The organism is Kitasatospora herbaricolor, from assembly GCF_030813695.1.
In the GTDB taxonomy this organism is placed as follows: Bacteria; Actinomycetota; Actinomycetes; order Streptomycetales; family Streptomycetaceae; genus Kitasatospora; species Kitasatospora herbaricolor.
Genome location: NZ_JAUSVA010000002.1, coordinates 6915338 through 6934100 on the forward strand (window position 1 = coordinate 6915338; position 18763 = coordinate 6934100).

5 protein-coding genes and 1 riboswitch are annotated in these 18763 nt (G+C 76.9%); of the genes, 3 read left to right on the forward strand and 2 right to left on the reverse strand.

The window, feature by feature from the left end; all coding sequences use genetic code 11:
- The first annotated feature begins 74 nt into the window (after window positions 1–74).
- Window positions 75–275: an antitoxin gene (locus J2S46_RS30270; protein WP_073922822.1), complete on the forward strand. Its 201-nt coding sequence runs from the start codon at window positions 75–77 to the stop codon at window positions 273–275.
- Window positions 276–485: 210 nt separating this feature from the next.
- On the opposite strand, the gene J2S46_RS30275 is transcribed toward J2S46_RS30270, so the two are convergent.
- Together J2S46_RS30275 and J2S46_RS30280 are read right to left on the reverse strand one after the other, a co-directional pair.
- Entirely contained in the window at window positions 486–3476 is a 2991-nt protein-coding gene (locus J2S46_RS30275; RefSeq protein WP_191291225.1) for an acyltransferase family protein, read from the reverse strand.
- 15 nt (window positions 3477–3491) lie between these two features.
- Window positions 3492–5180 carry a glycosyltransferase family 2 protein gene (locus J2S46_RS30280; protein ID WP_191291224.1) on the reverse strand — a complete coding sequence of 563 codons (1689 nt, stop codon included), beginning with the start codon at window positions 5178–5180 and terminating at the stop codon, window positions 3492–3494.
- A gap of 390 nt (window positions 5181–5570) precedes the next feature.
- A riboswitch (SAM riboswitch) is annotated at window positions 5571–5683 on the forward strand.
- A gap of 284 nt (window positions 5684–5967) precedes the next feature.
- Between J2S46_RS30280 and J2S46_RS30285 the strand changes: the two genes are divergently transcribed.
- Window positions 5968–9069, forward strand: a complete 3102-nt coding sequence (locus tag J2S46_RS30285; RefSeq protein ID WP_191291223.1) for a helix-turn-helix transcriptional regulator — start codon at window positions 5968–5970, stop codon at window positions 9067–9069.
- 168 nt (window positions 9070–9237) lie between these two features.
- Window positions 9238–18753 carry a type I polyketide synthase gene (locus J2S46_RS30290; protein ID WP_191291222.1) on the forward strand — a complete coding sequence of 3172 codons (9516 nt, stop codon included), beginning with the start codon at window positions 9238–9240 and terminating at the stop codon, window positions 18751–18753.
- The last annotated feature ends 10 nt before the right edge of the window (window positions 18754–18763 follow it).

Sequence of the window (18763 nt, forward strand, 5' to 3'; positions counted from 1 at the left end):
GGACGCCGGGATGCCGTTTCCGGGTCGTGTGCGGACCATGGACGTAGTTGGTCACCGAATGCGGAGGTCACACCATGTCCATGCTCGACAAGCTCAAGAACATGATGAAGGGGCACGAGGACACCGTGCAGAAGGGGGTGGACAAGGGCGGCGACATGATCGACGAGAAGACCGGCGGCAAGTACAGCGGCCATGTCGACACCGCCCAGCAGAAGATCAACGACCAGCTCGGCAACCAGTCGATGCCCGGCGAGGACCGGCCGCCGCAGCCCTGACGGCCGGGGCAGCGGCGTCCCGAGGGCACCGCACCCACCCGTTCCCCCCGTCGGCACGGCCGGCGGGGGCCGAGTGGCTCCCGGGCCGGCCGCGCCCGCCCCGGCCCGCCTCCCGGGAGCGCGGAGGCGTCCGGGGGAGCGGGCGGGGCGGGTGCGGGGCCGCCGGTCGGGCGGTGTGGCCGGGACGCGCCGGTCAGGACCCGCCGGCGGTCAGGACCGGGCGCCGCCCCGCGCCGAGACGGCGACGTACTGCACCCGCATCGGGTGCCCCGGCTCGGTGGCCGCCCCCGGCACACCGCCGAACGCGGCGGGCAGGTTGCCGCCGACCGCCACGTTCAGGATCAGGAACTGCCCCCGGTTCACCGCGCGGTCCCAGGTGGCGGCGTCCATCCGGTCGGCCCGCACCCGGTGGAACTCCCGGCCGTCCAGGTACCAGCGCACCTGCTCGGCGCCGGCCGTCCGGTCCACCTCCACGGCGTAGGTGTGGAAGCCCGTCCGGCAGTCGGGGCAGGCGGACTCGCCCGAGCCGAGCCCCTTCGGCTCCTGGCAGGGGCCGCCGTCCAGGGTGCCGCAGTGCATCGTCCCGAACACCGAGTCGCGGCCGTTCACCGACTCCATCACGTCCAGCTCGCCCGTCGCCGGCCAGCCGGTGAAACCCTCCCGCAGCCCGGCCCCGAGGGTCCAGAAGGCCGGCCAGTAACCCGCCGCGGCCGGTCCGGTCACGTCGGGCAGGGCGATCGAGGCCTCGATCCGCAGCACTCCGCCGGGCGGGGCGGTGAAGTCGGCGCGCCGGGACTCGATCCGCCCCGAGCTCCACCGGCCGCCCTCCAGGGTGGGCACGATCTCCAGTGCGCCCCGGCCGTCCAGCCGGACGTTGGCGGTGGAGTCGGTCATGGTCTCCACCTCGCCGGTGCCCCACTGGGCGGCCGGGCAGCCGGGGTAGCAGGTGCCCAGGTCGTACTGCCAGTTCGCGGCCGAGGGGCGGCTGCCCGCCGGGCCGTCGAAGTCGTCCCGCAGCAGTGTGGTCCAGCCGTCGGCGCCCGGCTCGTTCCGGGCCGGCACCAGGCCGGCCCCGACCAGCAGCCGCTCCAGCCGCGGGGTGAGGACCACGGCGGCGACGTTGGTCAGGTGCGCGTCGTCGCGGTAGAGCAGGATCCGCTCCAGCACCGCCGGGCAGCTGCGCCCCGACCCGGGGCAGAGCACCGAGTTCACCTCGACGGACCGCACCCCGGGCATCCGGCCGGCGGCGATCGCCTCGGCGAGCGGGTCCGGCCAGTGGGCACGGGCGCGGTCGAACTCGCAGGCGGCCGGGTCGGCGGTGTGCCCGGAGACGCAGGCCGGGACGTCCTCGCCGGGGACCGGGGTGTCCTCCACGTAGACGATCGGCACCCCGAGGGCGCGCAGCGGGGTCAGGGTCTTCTCCCAGCCCTCGGCGAGGAGTCGCCGGTCGTCGGTGTAGCGGTTGAGCGAGGCGATCACGATCAGCCGGGGCTTCGGCCCGCTCTGCAGCCTGGCCAGGCTGTTCGCCCGCCAGGTGTCGCACTCCCGGTACTCGCGTCCCAACTGCGGGTTGACCACCGGTATGTCCGCCAGCGGGCAGCCCTGCTTGACCAACTCCTCCAGCCCCCAGTGGCGTTCGGCCGCGATGGCGAGCATCGGGGAGAACCACTGGCCGGCGTGCGAGTCGCCGAGCAGGACGATCCGGTCCGGACCGCCGGCCGGGCCGAACAGGCAGGCCGGGCCGGCCGTCACGGCCGGGGCCACCTCGCACTCGCCGTCCGGCGGGAAGTCCTTGCGGGCCTGGGCCGGGTCAGGGACGGCGGGCCCGGGCTTCAGCGGGGCGGCGGTGCGGGCCAGCAGCGAGGTGCCGTCGGGCGAGCCGGGCGGCAGGCCGAGCATGTCGACCGGGGCGGCCGGGCCGAGCAGCCGGAGCGTCCCGGTGCCGACGACCAGGGCCAGCACCACCGGGACGACCACCGCGGCGACCCCCAGCGACAGTCCCCGGCGGGGGAGTTCGGCGATCGTCCGGTTGCGGCGCAGCGGCTGCTCGATCCAGCGCAGCGCGGCCGCGGCCGGCAGGGCGGCCGCCAGCGTCAGCCCCGCCTTCGCCGGCCATCCGAGGGCGCCGAGCCGGGCCTCGGCGAGCACCAGGACCGGCCAGTGCCACAGGTAGAGGTTGTAGGAGAGCCGGCCGACGGCGCGCGGCGCCCGGGCGGACAGCAGCCGGCCGACCCCGGGACCGCCGCGCACCGGGTCGGCGCCCCCGGCGTCCGGGGTGCCCGCCAGGATGACCGCGGCCGCCCCGAGGGTCGGCACCAGCGCCGCGTAGCCCGGGTAGGGGGTGCCGGCGTCGTACTCCAGGACGCACCATCCGATCGCCGCCGCCCCGGCCCACCCGGACAGCAGCCGGAGCGGGCGCGGCCCGCGCAGCCGGTGCGCGGGCAGCAGCGCCAGCAGCGCGCCCACCCCGAACTGCCAGCCCCGGGAGGGTGTGCCGAGGTACGCCAGCGAGACCGAGCCGTGCGTCCAGTGCAGGGAGAGGGCGAAGGAGCCGACGGTGAGCAGGACGGCCACGAGCGCCACCGCCGCGCGGACCGCCCGGCCGCGCCGGACCGTCCGGGCCACCAGGAACACGGTCACGGCCAGCAGCGGGGCCCAGAACAGGTAGAACTGCTCCTCCACCGCCAGCGACCAGAAGTGCAGCAGCGGGCTCTGCTCCCGGCCCGCCGCGAGGTAGTCGGTCTGCTGCGCGACGAAGCGCCAGTTGGCCGCCGACAGCGCCGCGGCGAGGACGTCGTACTCCAGGTCGGTGCGCCGCAGCGGGACGGTGAGCCAGGCGCCGGCCAGCGCGACCGCGGCGAGCACCACGGCGGCGGAGGGCAGCAGCCGGCGGGCCCGGCGGGAGAAGAACTCCCCGAGCCGGATCCGGCCGGTGCCGACCGCCTCGCGCACCAGCAGACCGGTGATGAGGTAGCCGGAGATGACGAAGAAGACGTCGACGCCGACGAATCCGCCGGCCAGGCCGGGGACGGAGGCGTGGAAGGCCAGTACCGCGAGGACGGCCACCGCGCGCAGGCCCTCGATGTCGGGGCGGAATCCGGTGCGGCCGGGGGAGGCGCCGGGGGAGCCGGCGCCGCCGGGCGGCGGGCCGGGGATCGTGAGGGTCTGCGGAGCGAGCTCCGGAACCACGGTCGAGGACATCGGTGCGACCATCTTTCAACCCAGCCAGGGCAGCATCGGGCTGACCCAGCCGGAGGCGAGCAGGGCGGTGAGGACGAGGGTGGCGGTGGCGGCCGAGGCCTCGGGCCAGCGCCGGGGCAGCATGCCGCGGCCCCTGGGGCGCCCGGCCCGGGCGGCCTGGCGCGCGGCGGCCCGGGCCGGGGCGGCGGGGCGCAGTTCGGCGACCAGGTCGCGGATCAGCGGGACCCCGATCTGGCACTGGACCACGAGGTACAGCCCGAGGCCCCAGTTGGGCTCCCAGCCGTTGCGGGCGACGGCCAGCGCGAGGCCGGCGGCGGCCGCGCCGATCGAGAGGCAGAGCCAGCCGAGCGCGACCAGGACCACCCGGCGGGCCAGCCCTCCGGGCCTGGCGCGGCCCGCGCCGGTGGGCACCCAGGCCGCGCTGCGGCCGCGCAGGGTGTGCCAGAAGGCGGCGCCGGCGGCCACGCTCATCAGGACGTTGGAGCGGATCACCTCGACCCGCCAGCGGGTCCGGCTGATCCGGGGCAGCAGCACGTGCCAGAGCCAGAGCGGGGCCAGCAGCGGCAGGACGTGCCAGGGCCGGATCTCGTCCGGGTACCGGTACATCATCACCAGCGGCGGCAGCGGGGCCGCGAAGATGTTGACCGCCGTGGTCAGGTACCCGACCACGCCCTCGTAGAAGCAGAGCCGCATCCGCCAGGGTGCCCGGATCCGCTTGAGCTCGGGGGTGCCGAGCAGGTGCAGGTTGCCCATGGCCCAGCGGTACTGCTGGTTGACGAAGGCGGCGAGGTTGTCCGGCGAGGTGCCCTTGGCGACCAGCACCGGCACGTACAGGGTGCGGAACCCCTTCTCGTACAGGGCGAGTCCGGTGAACAGGTCCTCGCTGTGGTCGAGCCGGGCGAAGCCGCCGGCCGCGTCGATCGCGGCGCGCCGGTAGACGGCGTTGCTGCCGCAGCAGATGGCGGCGTCGCTGGCGTCGCGGGAGGGCTGGATCCAGCGGAAGAACCACTCCTGGGCGGCGCCGGCGGCGCGCTGGATCCAGCTCATGGTCTCGTCGGTGTCGAAGCACTGCGGGCTCTGCACGATGCCGGTGCCGGGGTCGGCGAAGTAGGGCACCAGGTGCCGCAGGAAGTCCGGCCGGGGCGCGAAGTCGGCGTCCAGGATGGCGATGAACTCCGCGGTGCTCAGGGTGAGCGCGTGGTTGAGGTTGCCGGCCTTCTTGAGGTGCCCGCGGTCGGGCCGCACGACGTACTCGTAGCCGTACCGGGCGGCCAGCCCGGCCACCTCCGGGCGGTCGCCGTCGTCCAGCACCCAGACGGTCAGCGCGTCCGGCCAGTCGACGGCCGAGACGGCGCGGTAGGCGTTCTCCAGGACGTCGAGCGGCTCGCCGCAGGTCGGCAGGTAGAGGTCGACGTCCGGCAGCCGGGCCGGCTGCCAGGCGTGCACCAGCACCTCGTGCGACTGCCGGGTGAGCCGGCGCTGGCGCAGGCTGTTGACGGAGGACAGGGCGAGCGCGGCGAGGTTGAGCACGAGGACCGCGAGGAAGGCCCAGAGGGCCGGGGTCCGCAGCGAGAAGGTGAGCATGGTCGCCGCGGTGAAGACGAAGGCCAGCGAGGTGCAGATCAGCACCCAGCGGCGCTGCGGTCCGAAATACCAGTAGAGCTCCTGATCGGAGGGAGGTTGAGGAAGGTGATGGACAGTCATAGGGCCCCCACAGCCGCTGGTCCGACAGCATCCTGGGGGAACCGTACCTCAATTGGTATAGACCATTGGACCACCGGTCGCGGAGCGGGACGGCATTCGGCCACCGCCGTGCGCGGACAGTGATCATTTCAGCGCCGGGCCGGTGCGCACGGGGGATCGGCAGGCCGCGGCCGGGTGAACAGTCGTCCAACTTCCGCGCCCCGGGCCGCCCGGCGGGGGCCTTCCGGCGCCCGACGCCGCCCCCGCGGCGTACGCCCGGGCGGGCCGGTGTCCGGTTCGCCCGGGGATGTCGCGCCGACGGTGTTTCCGCCGGGTCAAACCACTGTTGCGTGACGGGGTGTGACCGAACGTCGATTGACGGGGCCGATTCGGGATTCGTACACTCGGACCGGCGAAGAATGTCAGCTTTGGGCCCCGGCCGGCTGACTGGCAACCCTCCACTGTGGCGGGGTGCCGCCGGGGATAAGCCGGGTGACATGGGTGTCATGTCGCAAGCACAGGAACCCCGGGTACACAGGGGGATGGAGACGGTCATGCAGCGCGTGCACGGCAGCCGTGCCGTTCGGCTCAGACTGGTGGCCAGGTTGGCTGTCGACCTCGTCCGCAGTGCCAGCTCGCTCTGTCGTTGAGGCCCTGCGGCCGGACCCCCACCGGGGGTCGCGGTTCGGTTCGCGTGTCACGGCCCCGGGCTCCGGCCGGCCGGTGACGCACCTCGTTTCCGGCCTCTCGTACGACGGGCAGCGCAGCGTTGCGCGGCCCGGTCGTGCGCCCTGCTCCAGGAGAGCGGATGCTCACGTCCCCCGCGCGTGCCGCGCGTCTTGTCCACCGATCCGAACCCACAGGCCGTGACGACGAGTTCCGGCTGCTGCGCCACGCCCTGGACCGTTCCCTGCGCGGCCGGGGCGGCGTCGTCGCCCTCTGCGGCGCGGTCGGGACGGGCCGCACCGAACTGCTGCACGTCTTCTCCGAGGCCGCCGCCGACCACGGCGTCCGGGTGCTGTCGGCGGCCGGCTCGCCGCTGGAGAAGGACTTCCCGTTCGGGATCGTCCACCAGCTGTTCCAGAGCGCCGGCCTCGACGCCGCCGCCGACGCCGAGGTGGCGCACCTGCTGGAGGAGGGCGTCGAGGGGCCGGCCGGCGAGGCAGGCCCCCGGCTCACCCCGCGCGCCCTGCACGGCCTCTGCTCGCTCGTCCTGCGGCTGGCCGAACGCGCCCCGCTGCTGCTCGCCGTCGACGACCGCCAGGACGCCGACGTGCAGTCGCTGGAGTTCCTGCTCTACCTCGTCCGGCGGACCAGGGGTGCCCGGGTGCTGACCGTGCTCAGCTCCCGCGAGACGATGACGCCGCCGAACCCCTTCTTCGAGGTCGAACTGGCCCGCCAGCCGCACCACGAGCGGGTCCGGCTCGGGCTGCTCCCGGCCGGACTGCTCTCCGAGCTGCTCCACGAGCGCTTCGGCGCGGACGCCGCCCTGCGGCTGACGGCCGAGACGCACGCGCTGACCGGCGGCAACCCGCTGCTCGTCCAGGCCCTGCTGGAGGACCAGGAACCGAGCGGGGCCCGGCAGGAACTGGTGGTGGGGGAGAGCTACCGCCGGGGCCTGATGAACTGCCTGCACCGGATGGACCCGCTGGCGCTGCGCTGCGCCCGTGGCGTCGCCGTGCTCGGCCGCCCCGGCGAGCCCGAGCTGCTGGCCGAGCTGCTGCTGCTGGCGCCGCAGTCGCTGTCCCGGGCCTCCTACCTGCTGCACTCCGCCGGGCTGTTCCACGAGGGCGGGTTCCGGCACCCGACCGGCGGCGGCGACCTGCTGGCCGCGATGAAGCCGGAGGAGCTGGCGGCGCTGCACCACCGGGCCGCCCAGCTGTTGCGGGCCTCCGGCGCGTCCGCGGCCCGGGTCGCCGAGCAGCTGCGCTCGGCCGAGGGCCACGTCCGCGCCCCGTGGGCGGCGCCGGCCACCGGGAGCGCCGGTCTCGGCGGGACCCTGGAGGAGATGCTCAGCGACTGCGACCCGGGCGGTCCGGGCGGCTTCGGCGGCGCCGGCCTGCCGGCCGGCCAAGGCGCCGCGGACGCGATCGGCGGAGCGGTCGGGATCGACGCGATCGGCGGCCCGGAGGGGCCGGCCGCCGTGGACGGCCCGGGCGGGCAGGCCGGTTGGACGCAGGGCTGGATGTCGTCCGTCCCGCCGCAGCGACCGCCGCGGCCGGCCGTCGCCGGCCCGGCCCTCCAGCCGGCGGCCCTCCACCCGGTGCCGCCGTCGCCCTCCGGCTTCGGTCCGGTGCCCGTCCCCGCCGCCGACGGCGCGGCCCCCGGCCCGGCCGGTACGCACCCGGCCCCGGCCCCGGTGGTGCTGCCGTGGGCGGCCGGCCCGGCCTGGACGCCCGGGCAGCAGGCCGAGGAGCCGGTCCGGATCGAGTGCGTGCCCTGGCTGCCCGGCACCGAGGCGGAGTCCGCCGAGGCGGCGGCGCGGCGCGAGCTGAAGGCCGTCCGCTACCTGTTCTGGCACGGCCGGGTCGCGGAGGGCACGGCCGCCCTGGAGCGCTTCCAGGCCGCTCAGCCGGCCGGCGCCGAGCTGGCCGGCCTGCGTGAGCTGCGCTCCTGGCTCGGGTACTGGTTCCGGTCGCTGTTCCCGCAGCCGGTCCCCGGGCCGTCCGCCGGCGCGGCGGCGGACGGTCTGGCCGTCCTGGGCGGGCTGCTGGCCGGGCTGCCGACGGAGGAGTCGGTGCTCAAGGCCGAGCGGATCCTGCGGGACGGCCGGCTCGGCGGCGGCTCGGTGGAGTCGCTCACCTCCGCGCTGACCGTGCTGGTCTACGCGGACCGGGCGGACCGTGCGGCCCGCTGGTGCGAGCCGATCGCGGCCCGCACCGCCGCCGCCAACTGCAGTTCGACCTGGCACGCGCTGTTCTCGGCGCTGCGGGCCGAGGTCGCGCTGCGCCAGGGCGACCTGCGGACCGCAGAGGAGGCGGCCCGGGCGGCCTTCGCCCGGATCCGCCCCGAGGGCTGGGGGGTCGCGGTCGGCTACCCGCTGTCCACGATGATCTCGGTGCGCACCGCCCTCGGCCGGCACGAGGACGCCGCGCGCTACCTGGCGCTCGCCGTCCCGGCCGAGACCTTCCAGACCCCGGCCGGCCTGCACTACCTCTACGCCCGCGGCGGTCACCTGCTGGCCGTCGGCCGGCCCGAGGAGGCGCTGGCCGACTTCCGGGCCTGCGGCGAGCTGATGGCCCGCTGGGACATCGACCACCTGCCCGGCCTGGTGCCCTGGCGGATCGGCGCCGCCCGGGCCGAACTGGCCCTCGGGCGACGGCGGTCGGCGCTCGCGCTGGCCGACCGGCAGCTGGCCGCGCTCGGGCCGGCCGGGTATTCGAGGGTCCGGGGCATGGCGCTGCGGGCCAGGGCGGCGGCCGGGGAGCCGGCCGAGCGGACGGGCCTGCTGGAGCGGGCCGTCTCCGCGCTGGAGGACGCCGGGGACGGCGCCCAGCTCGCCGCCGCGCTGGGCGAACTGAGCGCCACCCACCGGGTCCAGGGGGAGCTCGGCCTGGCCAGGTCGGCGGAGCGCCGGGCCAGGCCCGGCGGGCTGCAGAGCGCCCGCCCGGGCGGTCCGCGGTCGCTGCCGGCCGAACCGGCGGACCGGCCGGCCGAGCGGGCCGTCGACCGGGGCGCCGTCCGGGCCGCCGGTGTGCCGGAGGAGGGAGCCGACCGGCTCAGCGACGCCGAACGCCGGGTCGCCGGGCTGGCCGCCCACGGCCTGACCAACCGCGAGATCGCCCGCAAGCTGTACATCACCGTCAGCACGGTGGAGCAGCACCTCACCCGGGTCTACCGCAAGCTCGGGGTCCGCCGGCGCGTCGATCTCCGCTACTCTCCCTACCTCGGCGGCGAGCTGGCCGGGTAGCCGACCGGTCGCGGGACGCCCCGGGAGCGGGGCGGGGAGCGGGCCCCTGCGGGACCCCTAGCCATGGCTAGGGGTCCCGCAGGGGCCCGCTAGGGGTTAGCGGCAAGGGCACTGATCACCAGACTGAGGAGCGCCGGAAGAACCCTTTCTCAGAGGTGGAAGCTCACGATGGCGCGCCAGGAACAGTTGCACCCGTCCTTGCCGGGAACCGTGCTCGCGACAGCGACCGCCGTCATCGGATCGGCGTGCCGCCTGCCCGGAGCGCCCGACACCCAGGCCTTCTGGCGACTGCTGGAGGAGGGCGCCGGCGCGGTCGGTGATTTCCCGCCCGGTCGCTTCGCCGAGGGCGAGCCGGCCCGCGCCGGCGGTTTCCTCGACGAGGTCGGCACCTTCGACCCCGAGTTCTTCGGCATCTCGCCGGCAGAGGCCGCCGCCGCCGACCCCCAGCAGCGGCTCGTCCTCGAACTGGCCTGGGAGGCGCTGGAGGACGCGGGCGTCCTGCCCCGCAGCCTGGCCGGCCGTCCCGCCGGGGTGTTCGTCGGCTCGATCGCGAGCGACTACGCCACCCTGGTGGCGCAGGCCCCCGAGGCGGTCACCCGGCACACCCTGACCGGCCTGAACCGGGGCATCATCGCCAACCGGGTCTCCTACGCGCTGGACCTGCGCGGGCCGAGCCTGACCGTCGACTCGGCCCAGTCCTCCTCGCTGGTGGCCGTGCACCTGGCGCTGGAGAGCCTGCGCAGCGGTGAGTCCGAACTGGCGCTGGTCGCCGGGGTGAACCTCAACCTGGCGCCCGACAGCACGCTGACCGTCGACCGCTTCGGCGCGCTCTCGCCCGACGACCGCTGCTTCACCTTCGACGCCCGTGCCAACGGCTACGCCCGCGGTGAGGGCGGGGTGCTGCTGGTGCTGAAGCCGCTGGCCCGCGCCCTGGCCGACGGCGACGACGTCCAGGCCGTGCTGCTGGGCAGCGCGGTCAACAGCGACGGCGCCACCGACGGGCTGACCGTGCCCGGCGCGCCCACCCAGGAGGCGGTCGTCCGGGCCGCCGTCGAGCGGGCCGGGGTGGCCGGCCACCAGGTCCAGTACGTCGAGCTGCACGGCACCGGCACCCAGGTCGGCGACCCGGTCGAGGCCGCCGCGCTCGGCGCCGCCCTCGGCGCGGGCCGCGAGCCCGGCCGGCCGCTGCTGGTCGGCTCGGCCAAGACCAACGTCGGCCACCTGGAGGGCGCGTCCGGCATCGTCGGCCTGCTCAAGACGGTGCTGAGCGTGCGTCACCGCAGGCTGCCGGCCAGCCTCAACTTCGCCACGCCCAACCCGGCGATCCCCTTCGACGAGCTGGCCCTGCGGGTGCGGACCGAGTCGGGCCCGTGGCCGGACGAGCAGGCGCCGCTGATCGCGGGTGTCAGCTCCTTCGGGGTCGGCGGCACCAACGCCCATGTCGTGGTCGCCGAAGGGCCGGCCGCCCGGCCGGCCGCGCCCGGCGCCGAGGGCGGCCCGCTGCTGTGGCCGCTGTCCGCCCGCAGCCCGCAGGCGCTGCGGGCGCAGGCCGGGCGGCTGCTCGACCGGGTGGCCGAGCACCCCGGCCCGGACGCGGTCGACCTCGGGCACTCGCTGGCCACCACCCGGACGGCCTTCGAGCACCGGGCCGCCGTCACGGGCGCCGACCGGGCCGAACTGGTCGAGGGACTGCGGGCGCTGGCCGAGGGAGGGCAGGCCCTGAACCTCGTCCAGGGCGTCGCGCGGCAGGCCGGCCGGACGGTCTTCGTCTTCCCCGGCCAGGGCTCCCAGTGGGACGCCATGGCCCGCGAACTGTTCGCCACCGCACCGGCGTTCGCCGACAAACTGACGGCCTGCGAGGCCGCCCTGGCCCCGCACACCGGCTGGTCGCTGACCGAGGTCCTGCTCGGCCGGCCCGGCGCGCCCTCGCTGGAGCGGGTGGACGTGGTGCAGCCCGCGCTGTTCGCGGTGATGGTCTCGCTCGCCGCGCTCTGGGAGTCCGCCGGGGTCCGTCCGGACGCGGTGATCGGCCACTCGCAGGGCGAGATCGCCGCCGCGCACGTGGCGGGCGGGCTCTCGCTGGAGGACGCCGCCGCGGTCGTCGCGCTGCGGGCCCGGGCCATCGCCGGGCTGGCCCGGCCGGGCTCGGGCGGGATGGCCTCGGTGCCGCTGCCGGAGGCCGAGGTCCGGGCCGCGCTGGGGGCCTGGGAGGGCCGGATCGGCATCGCGGCCGTCAACGGGCCCTCGGCCACCGTGGTCTCGGGCGAGCGCGAGGCGCTCGACGAACTGCTGGCCGGCTACCGCGAGCAGGGCGTCCGGGTCCGGCTGGTCCCCGTCGACTACGCCTCCCACTCGCCGCAGGTCGAGCCGCTGGAGCGGACCCTGCCCGAACTGCTCGCCGGGATCCGCCCGCGGGCCGGCCGGACGGCCTTCTACTCGACCGTCACCGGCGGGCTGCTGGACACCACCGAGCTCACCGCCGACTACTGGTACCGCAACCTGCGGCAGACCGTCGAACTCAGCAGCGCGGTCCGGGCCGCCCGGGCCGACGGCCACCTGGCCTTCGTCGAGGCCAGCGCCCACCCGGTGCTGACCGTCGGCCTCGGCCAGATCCTGGAGGGCGCGGCCGCGGTCACCGGCACCCTGCGGCGCGACCACGGCGGCCTGCCGCAGTTCCACCGCGCCGTCGCCGACCTGTTCGCGCAGGGCGGCACGGTGGACTGGACGGGCTTCTACGGCCCAGCCGCCCGGCGGGTGGCGCTGCCGACCTACGCCTTCCAGCGCCGCCGGCTCTGGATCGCCGCCGGCCCCGGCGGTACGCCGCCGACCGCCGCCCCCGCCGCCGAGCTGCCCGCCGTCGGCACCGACCCCGTCGGCCCCGGACAGCCGGCCGCGCCGGCCGGCCTCAGCGAGAGCGCCCTGCTGGAGGCCGTCCGCACCAGCGCCGCGCTCGTCCTCGGCCAGGCCTCCGCCGCGGCCGTCGACCCCGACCGCACCTTCAAGGACCTCGGCTTCGACTCGGTCTCCGCCGTCGAGTTCCGGGGCCGGCTGGCCGCCGCCACCGGCCTCGACCTGCCCAGCACCCTCACCTTCGACCGGCCCACCCCCCGCGCGGTCGGTGCCCACCTGTACAGCCTGTCCGCCGGCCCGGACGCCGCTGCGAAGACCTCCGCCCGTCCGGGCACCCCGGGCTCCCCGGACGACGACCCGATCGCGATCGTCGCGCTCAGCGGCCGCTGGCCGGGCGGCGCCGACACCCCCGAGGCGCTCTGGGAGCTGCTGCGCGAGGGCCGGGACGCGATCGGCGGGTTCCCCGAGAACCGCGGCTGGGACCTCGACGCCCTCTACGACCCGCAGGGCCTGCGGCCGGGCACCTCGTACACCCGCCAGGGCGGGTTCCTGTACGACGCCGACCGCTTCGACGGCGCGTTCTTCGGGCTGAGCCCGCGCGAGTCCGCCGCCATGGACCCGCAGCAGCGGCTGCTGCTGGAGTCCGCCTGGGAGCTCACCGAGCGGGCCGGCATCGCCCCCGCCGACCTGCGCGGCAGCCGGACGGGCGTCTTCGTCGGCGTGATGCCGCAGGACTACGGCCCCCGGCTGCACGAGACCCCGGAGGGCCACGAGGGCCACGCCCTCACCGGCAGCCTCACCAGCGTGGCCTCCGGCCGGCTCGCCTACGTGCTCGGCCTGGAGGGGCCCGCGATCACCGTGGACACCGCCTGCTCCTCCTCGCTGGTGGCGATGCACCTGGCCGCGCAGTCGTTGCGCCAGGGGGAGTGCGACCTCGCGCTCGCGGGCGGCGCCACCGTGATGTCCGGCCCGGGCATGTTCACCGAGTTCAGCCGGCAGCGCGGCCTGGCCGCCGACGGCCGCTGCAAGCCCTTCGCGGCCGCCGCCGACGGCACCGCCTGGGCCGAGGGCGCCGGCCTCGTCCTGCTGGAGCGGCTCTCCGACGCCCGGCGCCACGGGCACCCGGTGCTCGCGCTGGTGCTCGGCTCCGCCGTCAACCAGGACGGTGCGTCCAACGGGCTGACCGCCCCCAACGGCCCGTCCCAGGAGCGGGTGATCCGGGAGGCGCTGGCCGCCGCCGGGCTCACCCCGGCCGAGGTGGACGCCGTGGAGGCGCACGGCACCGGCACCGCGCTGGGCGACCCGATCGAGGCGCAGGCGCTGATCGCCACCTACGGCCGCGGCCGGACGGCCGAGCAGCCCCTGTGGCTGGGCTCGTCGAAGTCCAACATCGGCCACACCCAGGCCGCCGCCGGGGTCACCGGCGTGATCAAGCTGGTCCAGGCGCTGGCCCACGGCGAACTCCCCGGCACCCTGCACCTGGACCGGCCCTCGCCGCACGTCGACTGGTCGGCAGGCACGGTCTCGCTGCTCACCGGGACCACCGCCTGGCCGGAGACCGGCCGCCCGCGCCGGGCCGCCGTCTCCTCCTTCGGCATCAGCGGCACCAACGCGCACCTGATCCTGCAGGCCCCGCCGGCCGAGGCGGACGCCGCAGGCGCGGCGGCCGTCGGGCCCGGGCCGGCCGCCGAGTCCGCCGCACCGGCCGCCGAGGCCGCGGGCCTGCCGCAGCCCTGGGTGCTGTCCGCCCGCGACGAGCAGGCCCTGCGGGACTCCGCCGGGCAGCTGCTCGCCCGCCTTACCGACCCGTCCGCCGCGTCCGACACCTCGGCCGACGCCCCCGCCGGTTCGGTGGCCGACATCGGCTGGTCGCTGGCCTCCGGCCGGGCCCGCTTCGAGCACCGGGCGGTCCTGACCGGCGCGGACCTCGCCGGGCAGGCCGGGCTGCTCGCCGCCCTCGCCGCCGGCGAGCCGGCCCCCGGCCTGCTGACCGGGGTGGCCGCCCCCGGCCGGACCCTCGCCGTGCTGTTCTCCGGACAGGGCAGCCAGCGCCCCGGTGCCGGGCGGGAACTCCACGCCCGCTACCCGGTGTTCGCCCGTGCCCTGGACGCCGCCGCCGACCTGTTCGACGCCGACGGCAGCCTGGACGTCCCGCTGCGCGAGGTGCTGTTCGCCGAGCCCGGCACCCCGCAGGCCGCGCTGCTCGACCGCACCGCGTACACCCAGCCGGCCCTGTTCACCCTCCAGGTCGCGCTGTTCCGGCTCGCCGAGTCCTTCGGAGTCCGGCCGGACCACCTGATCGGCCACTCGATCGGCGAAGTCACCGCCGCCCACCTCGCCGGGGTCCTCACCCTGCCGGACGCCGTCACCCTGGTGGCCGCCCGCGGCCGGCTGATGCAGGCACTGCCCGAGGGCGGCGCGATGGCCGCGCTGCAGGGCCCCGAGGCCGAGGTGCTGCCGCTGCTGGCCGGCCTGGAGGGCCGGGTGGCGGTCGCGGCCGTCAACGGCCCGTCCTCGGTGGTGATCTCCGGCGACGCCGCCGAAGTCCGCCGGATCGCCGCCGACTGGCGCGAGGGCGGCCGCCGCAGCAAGGTGCTGCCGGTCAGCCACGCCTTCCACTCCCCGCACATGGACGCCGTCCTGGAGGACTTCCGGCGGGTCGCCGAGAGGCTGGCCTTCGCCGAGCCGCGGATCCCGGTCGTCTCCGATCTGACCGGCGAGATCGCCACCGCCGAGCAACTGCGCAGCCCCGGGTACTGGGTGCGCCACATCCGCGAGGCCGTCCGGTTCCACGACGGGATCCGCACCCTGGAAGCCCTCGGCACCGGCGCCTACCTGGAGCTCGGCCCGGGGGCGACCCTCACCGCCCTCGCCGAGGAGAGCCTGGACGAGCGCCAGGACGACGGCACCGGGCGGCCCGACGCCGCCCCGCCCGTGGCCGTCGCCGCGCTGCGCGCCGACCGCCCCGAGGCCGACACCTTCACCGAGGCCCTCGCCCGGCTGCACGTCCACGGCACGCCCGTGGACTGGACCGCCGCCTACGCCGGCCAGGACGCCCGCCGGGTCGCCTTGCCGACCTACCCCTTCCAGCGGCTGCGGCACTGGCTCGACCAGCCCGCCACCGCCCAACCGGCCGCCGCCGGTCTGCTCGCCGCCGGCCACCCGCTGCTCGGCGCAGCCGTCGAACTCCCGGGGGAGGCAGGCTGGTTGCTGACCGGACGGATATCCCTGCGGACGCACCCTTGGCTCGCCGACCACACCGTCGGCACGGCCGCGCTGCTCCCCGGCACCGCCTTCGTCGAGCTCGCCCTGCACGCGGCGGAGCGCACCGGCCCGGCCGCGCTGGAGGACCTCACCGTCGAGGCCCCGCTGCCGCTGACCACCCGGGGCGTCCAGCTGCAGGTGTCCGTCGGTGCCGCCGACGAGGCCGGCCGCCGGCCCGTCCAGGTGCACTCCCGCCCCGAGGGCGGCGACGGCCCGTGGACCAGACACGCCGCCGGCTCCACCGCCGCCCCCGCCGAGCGGCCCGAGGAGCCCGCCTGGGCGCAGGCCTGGCCGCCGGCCGGTGCCGTCGCCGTCGACACCGCCGACCTGTACGAGCGACTGGCCGACCGGGGCTACGCGTACGGCCCGGCCTTCCGCGGGCTGACCGCCGCCTGGCGGCTCGGCGAGGAGGTGTACGCCGAGGTCGGCCCGGTCGCCGAGGCCGCCGGCTACGGGCTGCACCCCGCGCTGCTCGACTCCGCCCTGCACGCCGTGATCGGCGTCCTGCGGGACTCCGAGGCGCTCGAACTGCCCTTCTCCTGGCGAGAGGTGGCGCTGCACCGGGCCGGCGCCCGGACCCTGCGGGTCCGGCTGCGCGCCGCCGGTGCGGACGCCGTCGCGCTGGAGGCCGCGGACGACACCGGTGAGTTCGTCGCCGCGGTCGGCGGCCTCACCCTGCGGGCCGCCGGCGGCGCCGGGTCCGACTCGCTGCACCGGCTCGACTGGGTGCCGCTGGCGCTCCCCGGGGCGGCCGACGGCGAAGCCGGCCGGGTGGCCGCCCTGGGCCCCTGGGCGCTGCTCGGCGAGGACGGTCCGCTGCGGGCCGCGCTCGCCGGCGCCACCGGCGGGGACGTCCCCGCGCGCGGCACCGCCGGGGATCTGCCCGAAGGGGTCCGCACCGTGCTGGCCCCCGTCCAGGACGCGGAGTCCGCGCTCGCGCTGCTCCAGGCCTGGACGGCGGACGAGCGGCTCGCCCGGGCCCGGCTGGTCCTGCTCACCCGCCACGCGGTCGCCACCCACGGCGGCGAGGACGTCCCCGACCCGGCCGCCGCCGCGGTCTGGGGCCTGGTCCGCACCGCGCAGGCCGAACACCCCGACCGCTTCGCGCTGGCCGACCTGGACGGCCCCGCCGCGGCGGCCGCGCTGCCCGCCGCCCTGGCCGTCGCCCTGGCCACCGGCGAGACCCAACTCGCCCTGCGCGGGCCGGAGCCGACCGTGCCCCGGCTGGTGCCGGTCCGGGCCGGCGACGCCCTGCAGCCGCCCGCCGACGCCACCTGGCGTCTCGACACCGAGACCCCGGGCGCCCTGGACAGCCTGCGGCTGCTGCCCGCCCCCGAGGCCGCCGCCCCGCTCGCGGCCGGGCAGGTCCGGCTCGCCCTGCGCGCCGCCGGGCTGAACTTCCGGGACGTGCTGATCACCCTCGGGATGTACCCGGGCGGCGCCCGGATCGGCGCCGAGGGCGCCGGCGTCGTGCTGGAGACCGGCCCGGGCGTCACCGCGCTCGCCCCCGGCGACCGGGTGATGGGCCTGGTCCAGGGCACCCTGGGCCCGGTCGCGGTCACCGACCACCGCCTGCTGACCCGGATCCCGGCCGGCTGGAGCTTCGCCGAGGCCGCCACCGTGCCGGTCGCCTTCCTCACCGCCTACCACGGCCTCTACGACCTGGCCGGACTGCGCCCGGGGGAGAGCCTGCTGGTGCACGCCGCGACCGGCGGTGTCGGCCAGGCGGCCGTCCAACTCGCCCGGCACACAGGCTCCCCGGTGTTCGGCACCGCGAGCCCCGGCAAGTGGGACACGTTGCGCTCGCAGGGCCTCGACGACACCCGGATCGCCTCCACCCGGACCCTCGACTTCGAGCCGGAGTTCCGGGCGGCCACCGAGGGACGCGGCGTGGACGTCGTACTGAACTCGCTGGCACGGGAGTTCACCGACGCCTCGCTGCGCCTGCTGGCCCCCGGCGGCCGGTTCGTGGAGATGGGCAAGACCGACCCGCGCGACCCGGCCACCGTCGCCGCCGACCACGACGGCGCCGCCTACCTCGCCTTCGACCTGTTCGACGTCGACCCGGGCCGGATCGGCGAGATCCTCGCGGAGCTGGCCGCCCTGTTCGACAGCGGCGCCCTGCGGCCGCTGCCGGTGCACGCCCAGGACGTCCGGCAGGCCCCGCAGGCGCTGCGCCACCTCAGCCAGGCCCGGCACACCGGCAAGCTCGCCCTCACCCTGCCGCTCGCCCCGGCGGCCGGCGGCACCGCCCTGGTCACCGGTGGCACCGGCACCCTCGGCCGGCTGATCGCCCGCCGGCTGGTCACCCGGCACGGGGTGCGGCACCTGCTGCTCACCGGCCGGCAGGGCCCGGCCGCCGCCGGCGCCGCCGAGCTGACGGCCGAACTCACCGCCCTCGGCGCCGAGGTGACCGTCGCCGCCTGCGACGTCGCCGACCCCGAGGCGGTGACCGCCCTGGTCGCCGGCCTCCCGGCGGAGCACCCGCTGACCGTCGTGGTGCACGCGGCCGGCGTCCTCGACGACACCCTGCTCGACTCGCTCACCGCAGAGCGGCTGCGGGCCGTCCGGCGCCCCAAGGCGGACGGCGCCCTGGCCCTGCACCGGGCCACCGAGCACCTCGACCTGGCCGCCTTCGTGCTCTTCTCCTCCGCCGTCGGCCTGCTCGGCAATGCCGGACAGGCCAACTACAGCGCCGCCAACGCCGAGTTGGACGCGCTCGCCCAGCACCGCCGGGTGCGCGGCCTGCCCGCCGTCTCGCTCGCCTGGGGCCACTGGGCCGAGGCCGGCGGCATGGCGGCGAAGCTCAGCGCGGCCGAGGCCGAGCGGCTCGCCCGGACCGGCCTGGCACCGATGGGCACCGAGCAGGCCCTGGCCCTGTTCGACGCGGCGCTCGACTCACCGTACCCGGCCCTCGCACCAGCCAGGCTCGACCCGTCGGCCGCCGACCCGCAGGCGCTCGCCCCGGTGCTGCGGGCGCTGGTCCGGGCCCGGCCGCGCCGCGCCGCCGCACCGGGCACGGACGGCCCGGCGGCCCTGGTCCGCCGGCTCACCGGCAAGGCGCCCGCCGAGCAGCAGCGGATCCTGCTGGCGCTGGTCCGCTCGACCGCCGCGGCGGTGCTCGGACACCCGGACGCCGACTCGATCCGGCCCCAGATCGGCTTCATGGACTCGGAGTTCGACTCCCTGGGCGCGATCGAGCTGCGGAACCGGATCAACACGGCCACCGGGCTGCGCCTGCCCACCACCGTCGTCTTCGACCAGCCGACCCCGGTCGCGCTGGCCGCCCACCTGCGCGAGCGGCTCGCCCCCGAGCCCGCCGCCCCGGCCACCCCCGAGCGCCCGGCCGCGCCCGACCTGCTGGGCGAACTCGACCGACTGGAGGCCTCGTTCGCGCTGGCCCCGGTCGAGGACGAGTCCCGGGCCCGGGCCGTGGACCGGCTCGCCGCGCTGCTGACCGTCCTGGGCGGCCGCCCGGCCGGCGCCGACGACGGCATCGCGGAGCAGATCTCCGCCGTCAGCAACGACGACATCTTCGACTTCATCGACAACGAGCTCGGAATTTCCTGAGAGAGGCGGC

Coding starts and splice junctions, on each gene's coding strand:
- J2S46_RS30280 (WP_191291224.1), bottom strand. CDS start 5,180: ATGACTGTCCATCACCTTCCTCAACCTCCCTCCGATCAGGAGCTCTAC.
- J2S46_RS30275 (WP_191291225.1), bottom strand. CDS start 3,476: ATGTCCTCGACCGTGGTTCCGGAGCTCGCTCCGCAGACCCTCACGATC.
- J2S46_RS30285 (WP_191291223.1), top strand. CDS start 5,968: ATGCTCACGTCCCCCGCGCGTGCCGCGCGTCTTGTCCACCGATCCGAA.
- J2S46_RS30290 (WP_191291222.1), top strand. CDS start 9,238: ATGGCGCGCCAGGAACAGTTGCACCCGTCCTTGCCGGGAACCGTGCTC.
- J2S46_RS30270 (WP_073922822.1), top strand. CDS start 75: ATGTCCATGCTCGACAAGCTCAAGAACATGATGAAGGGGCACGAGGAC.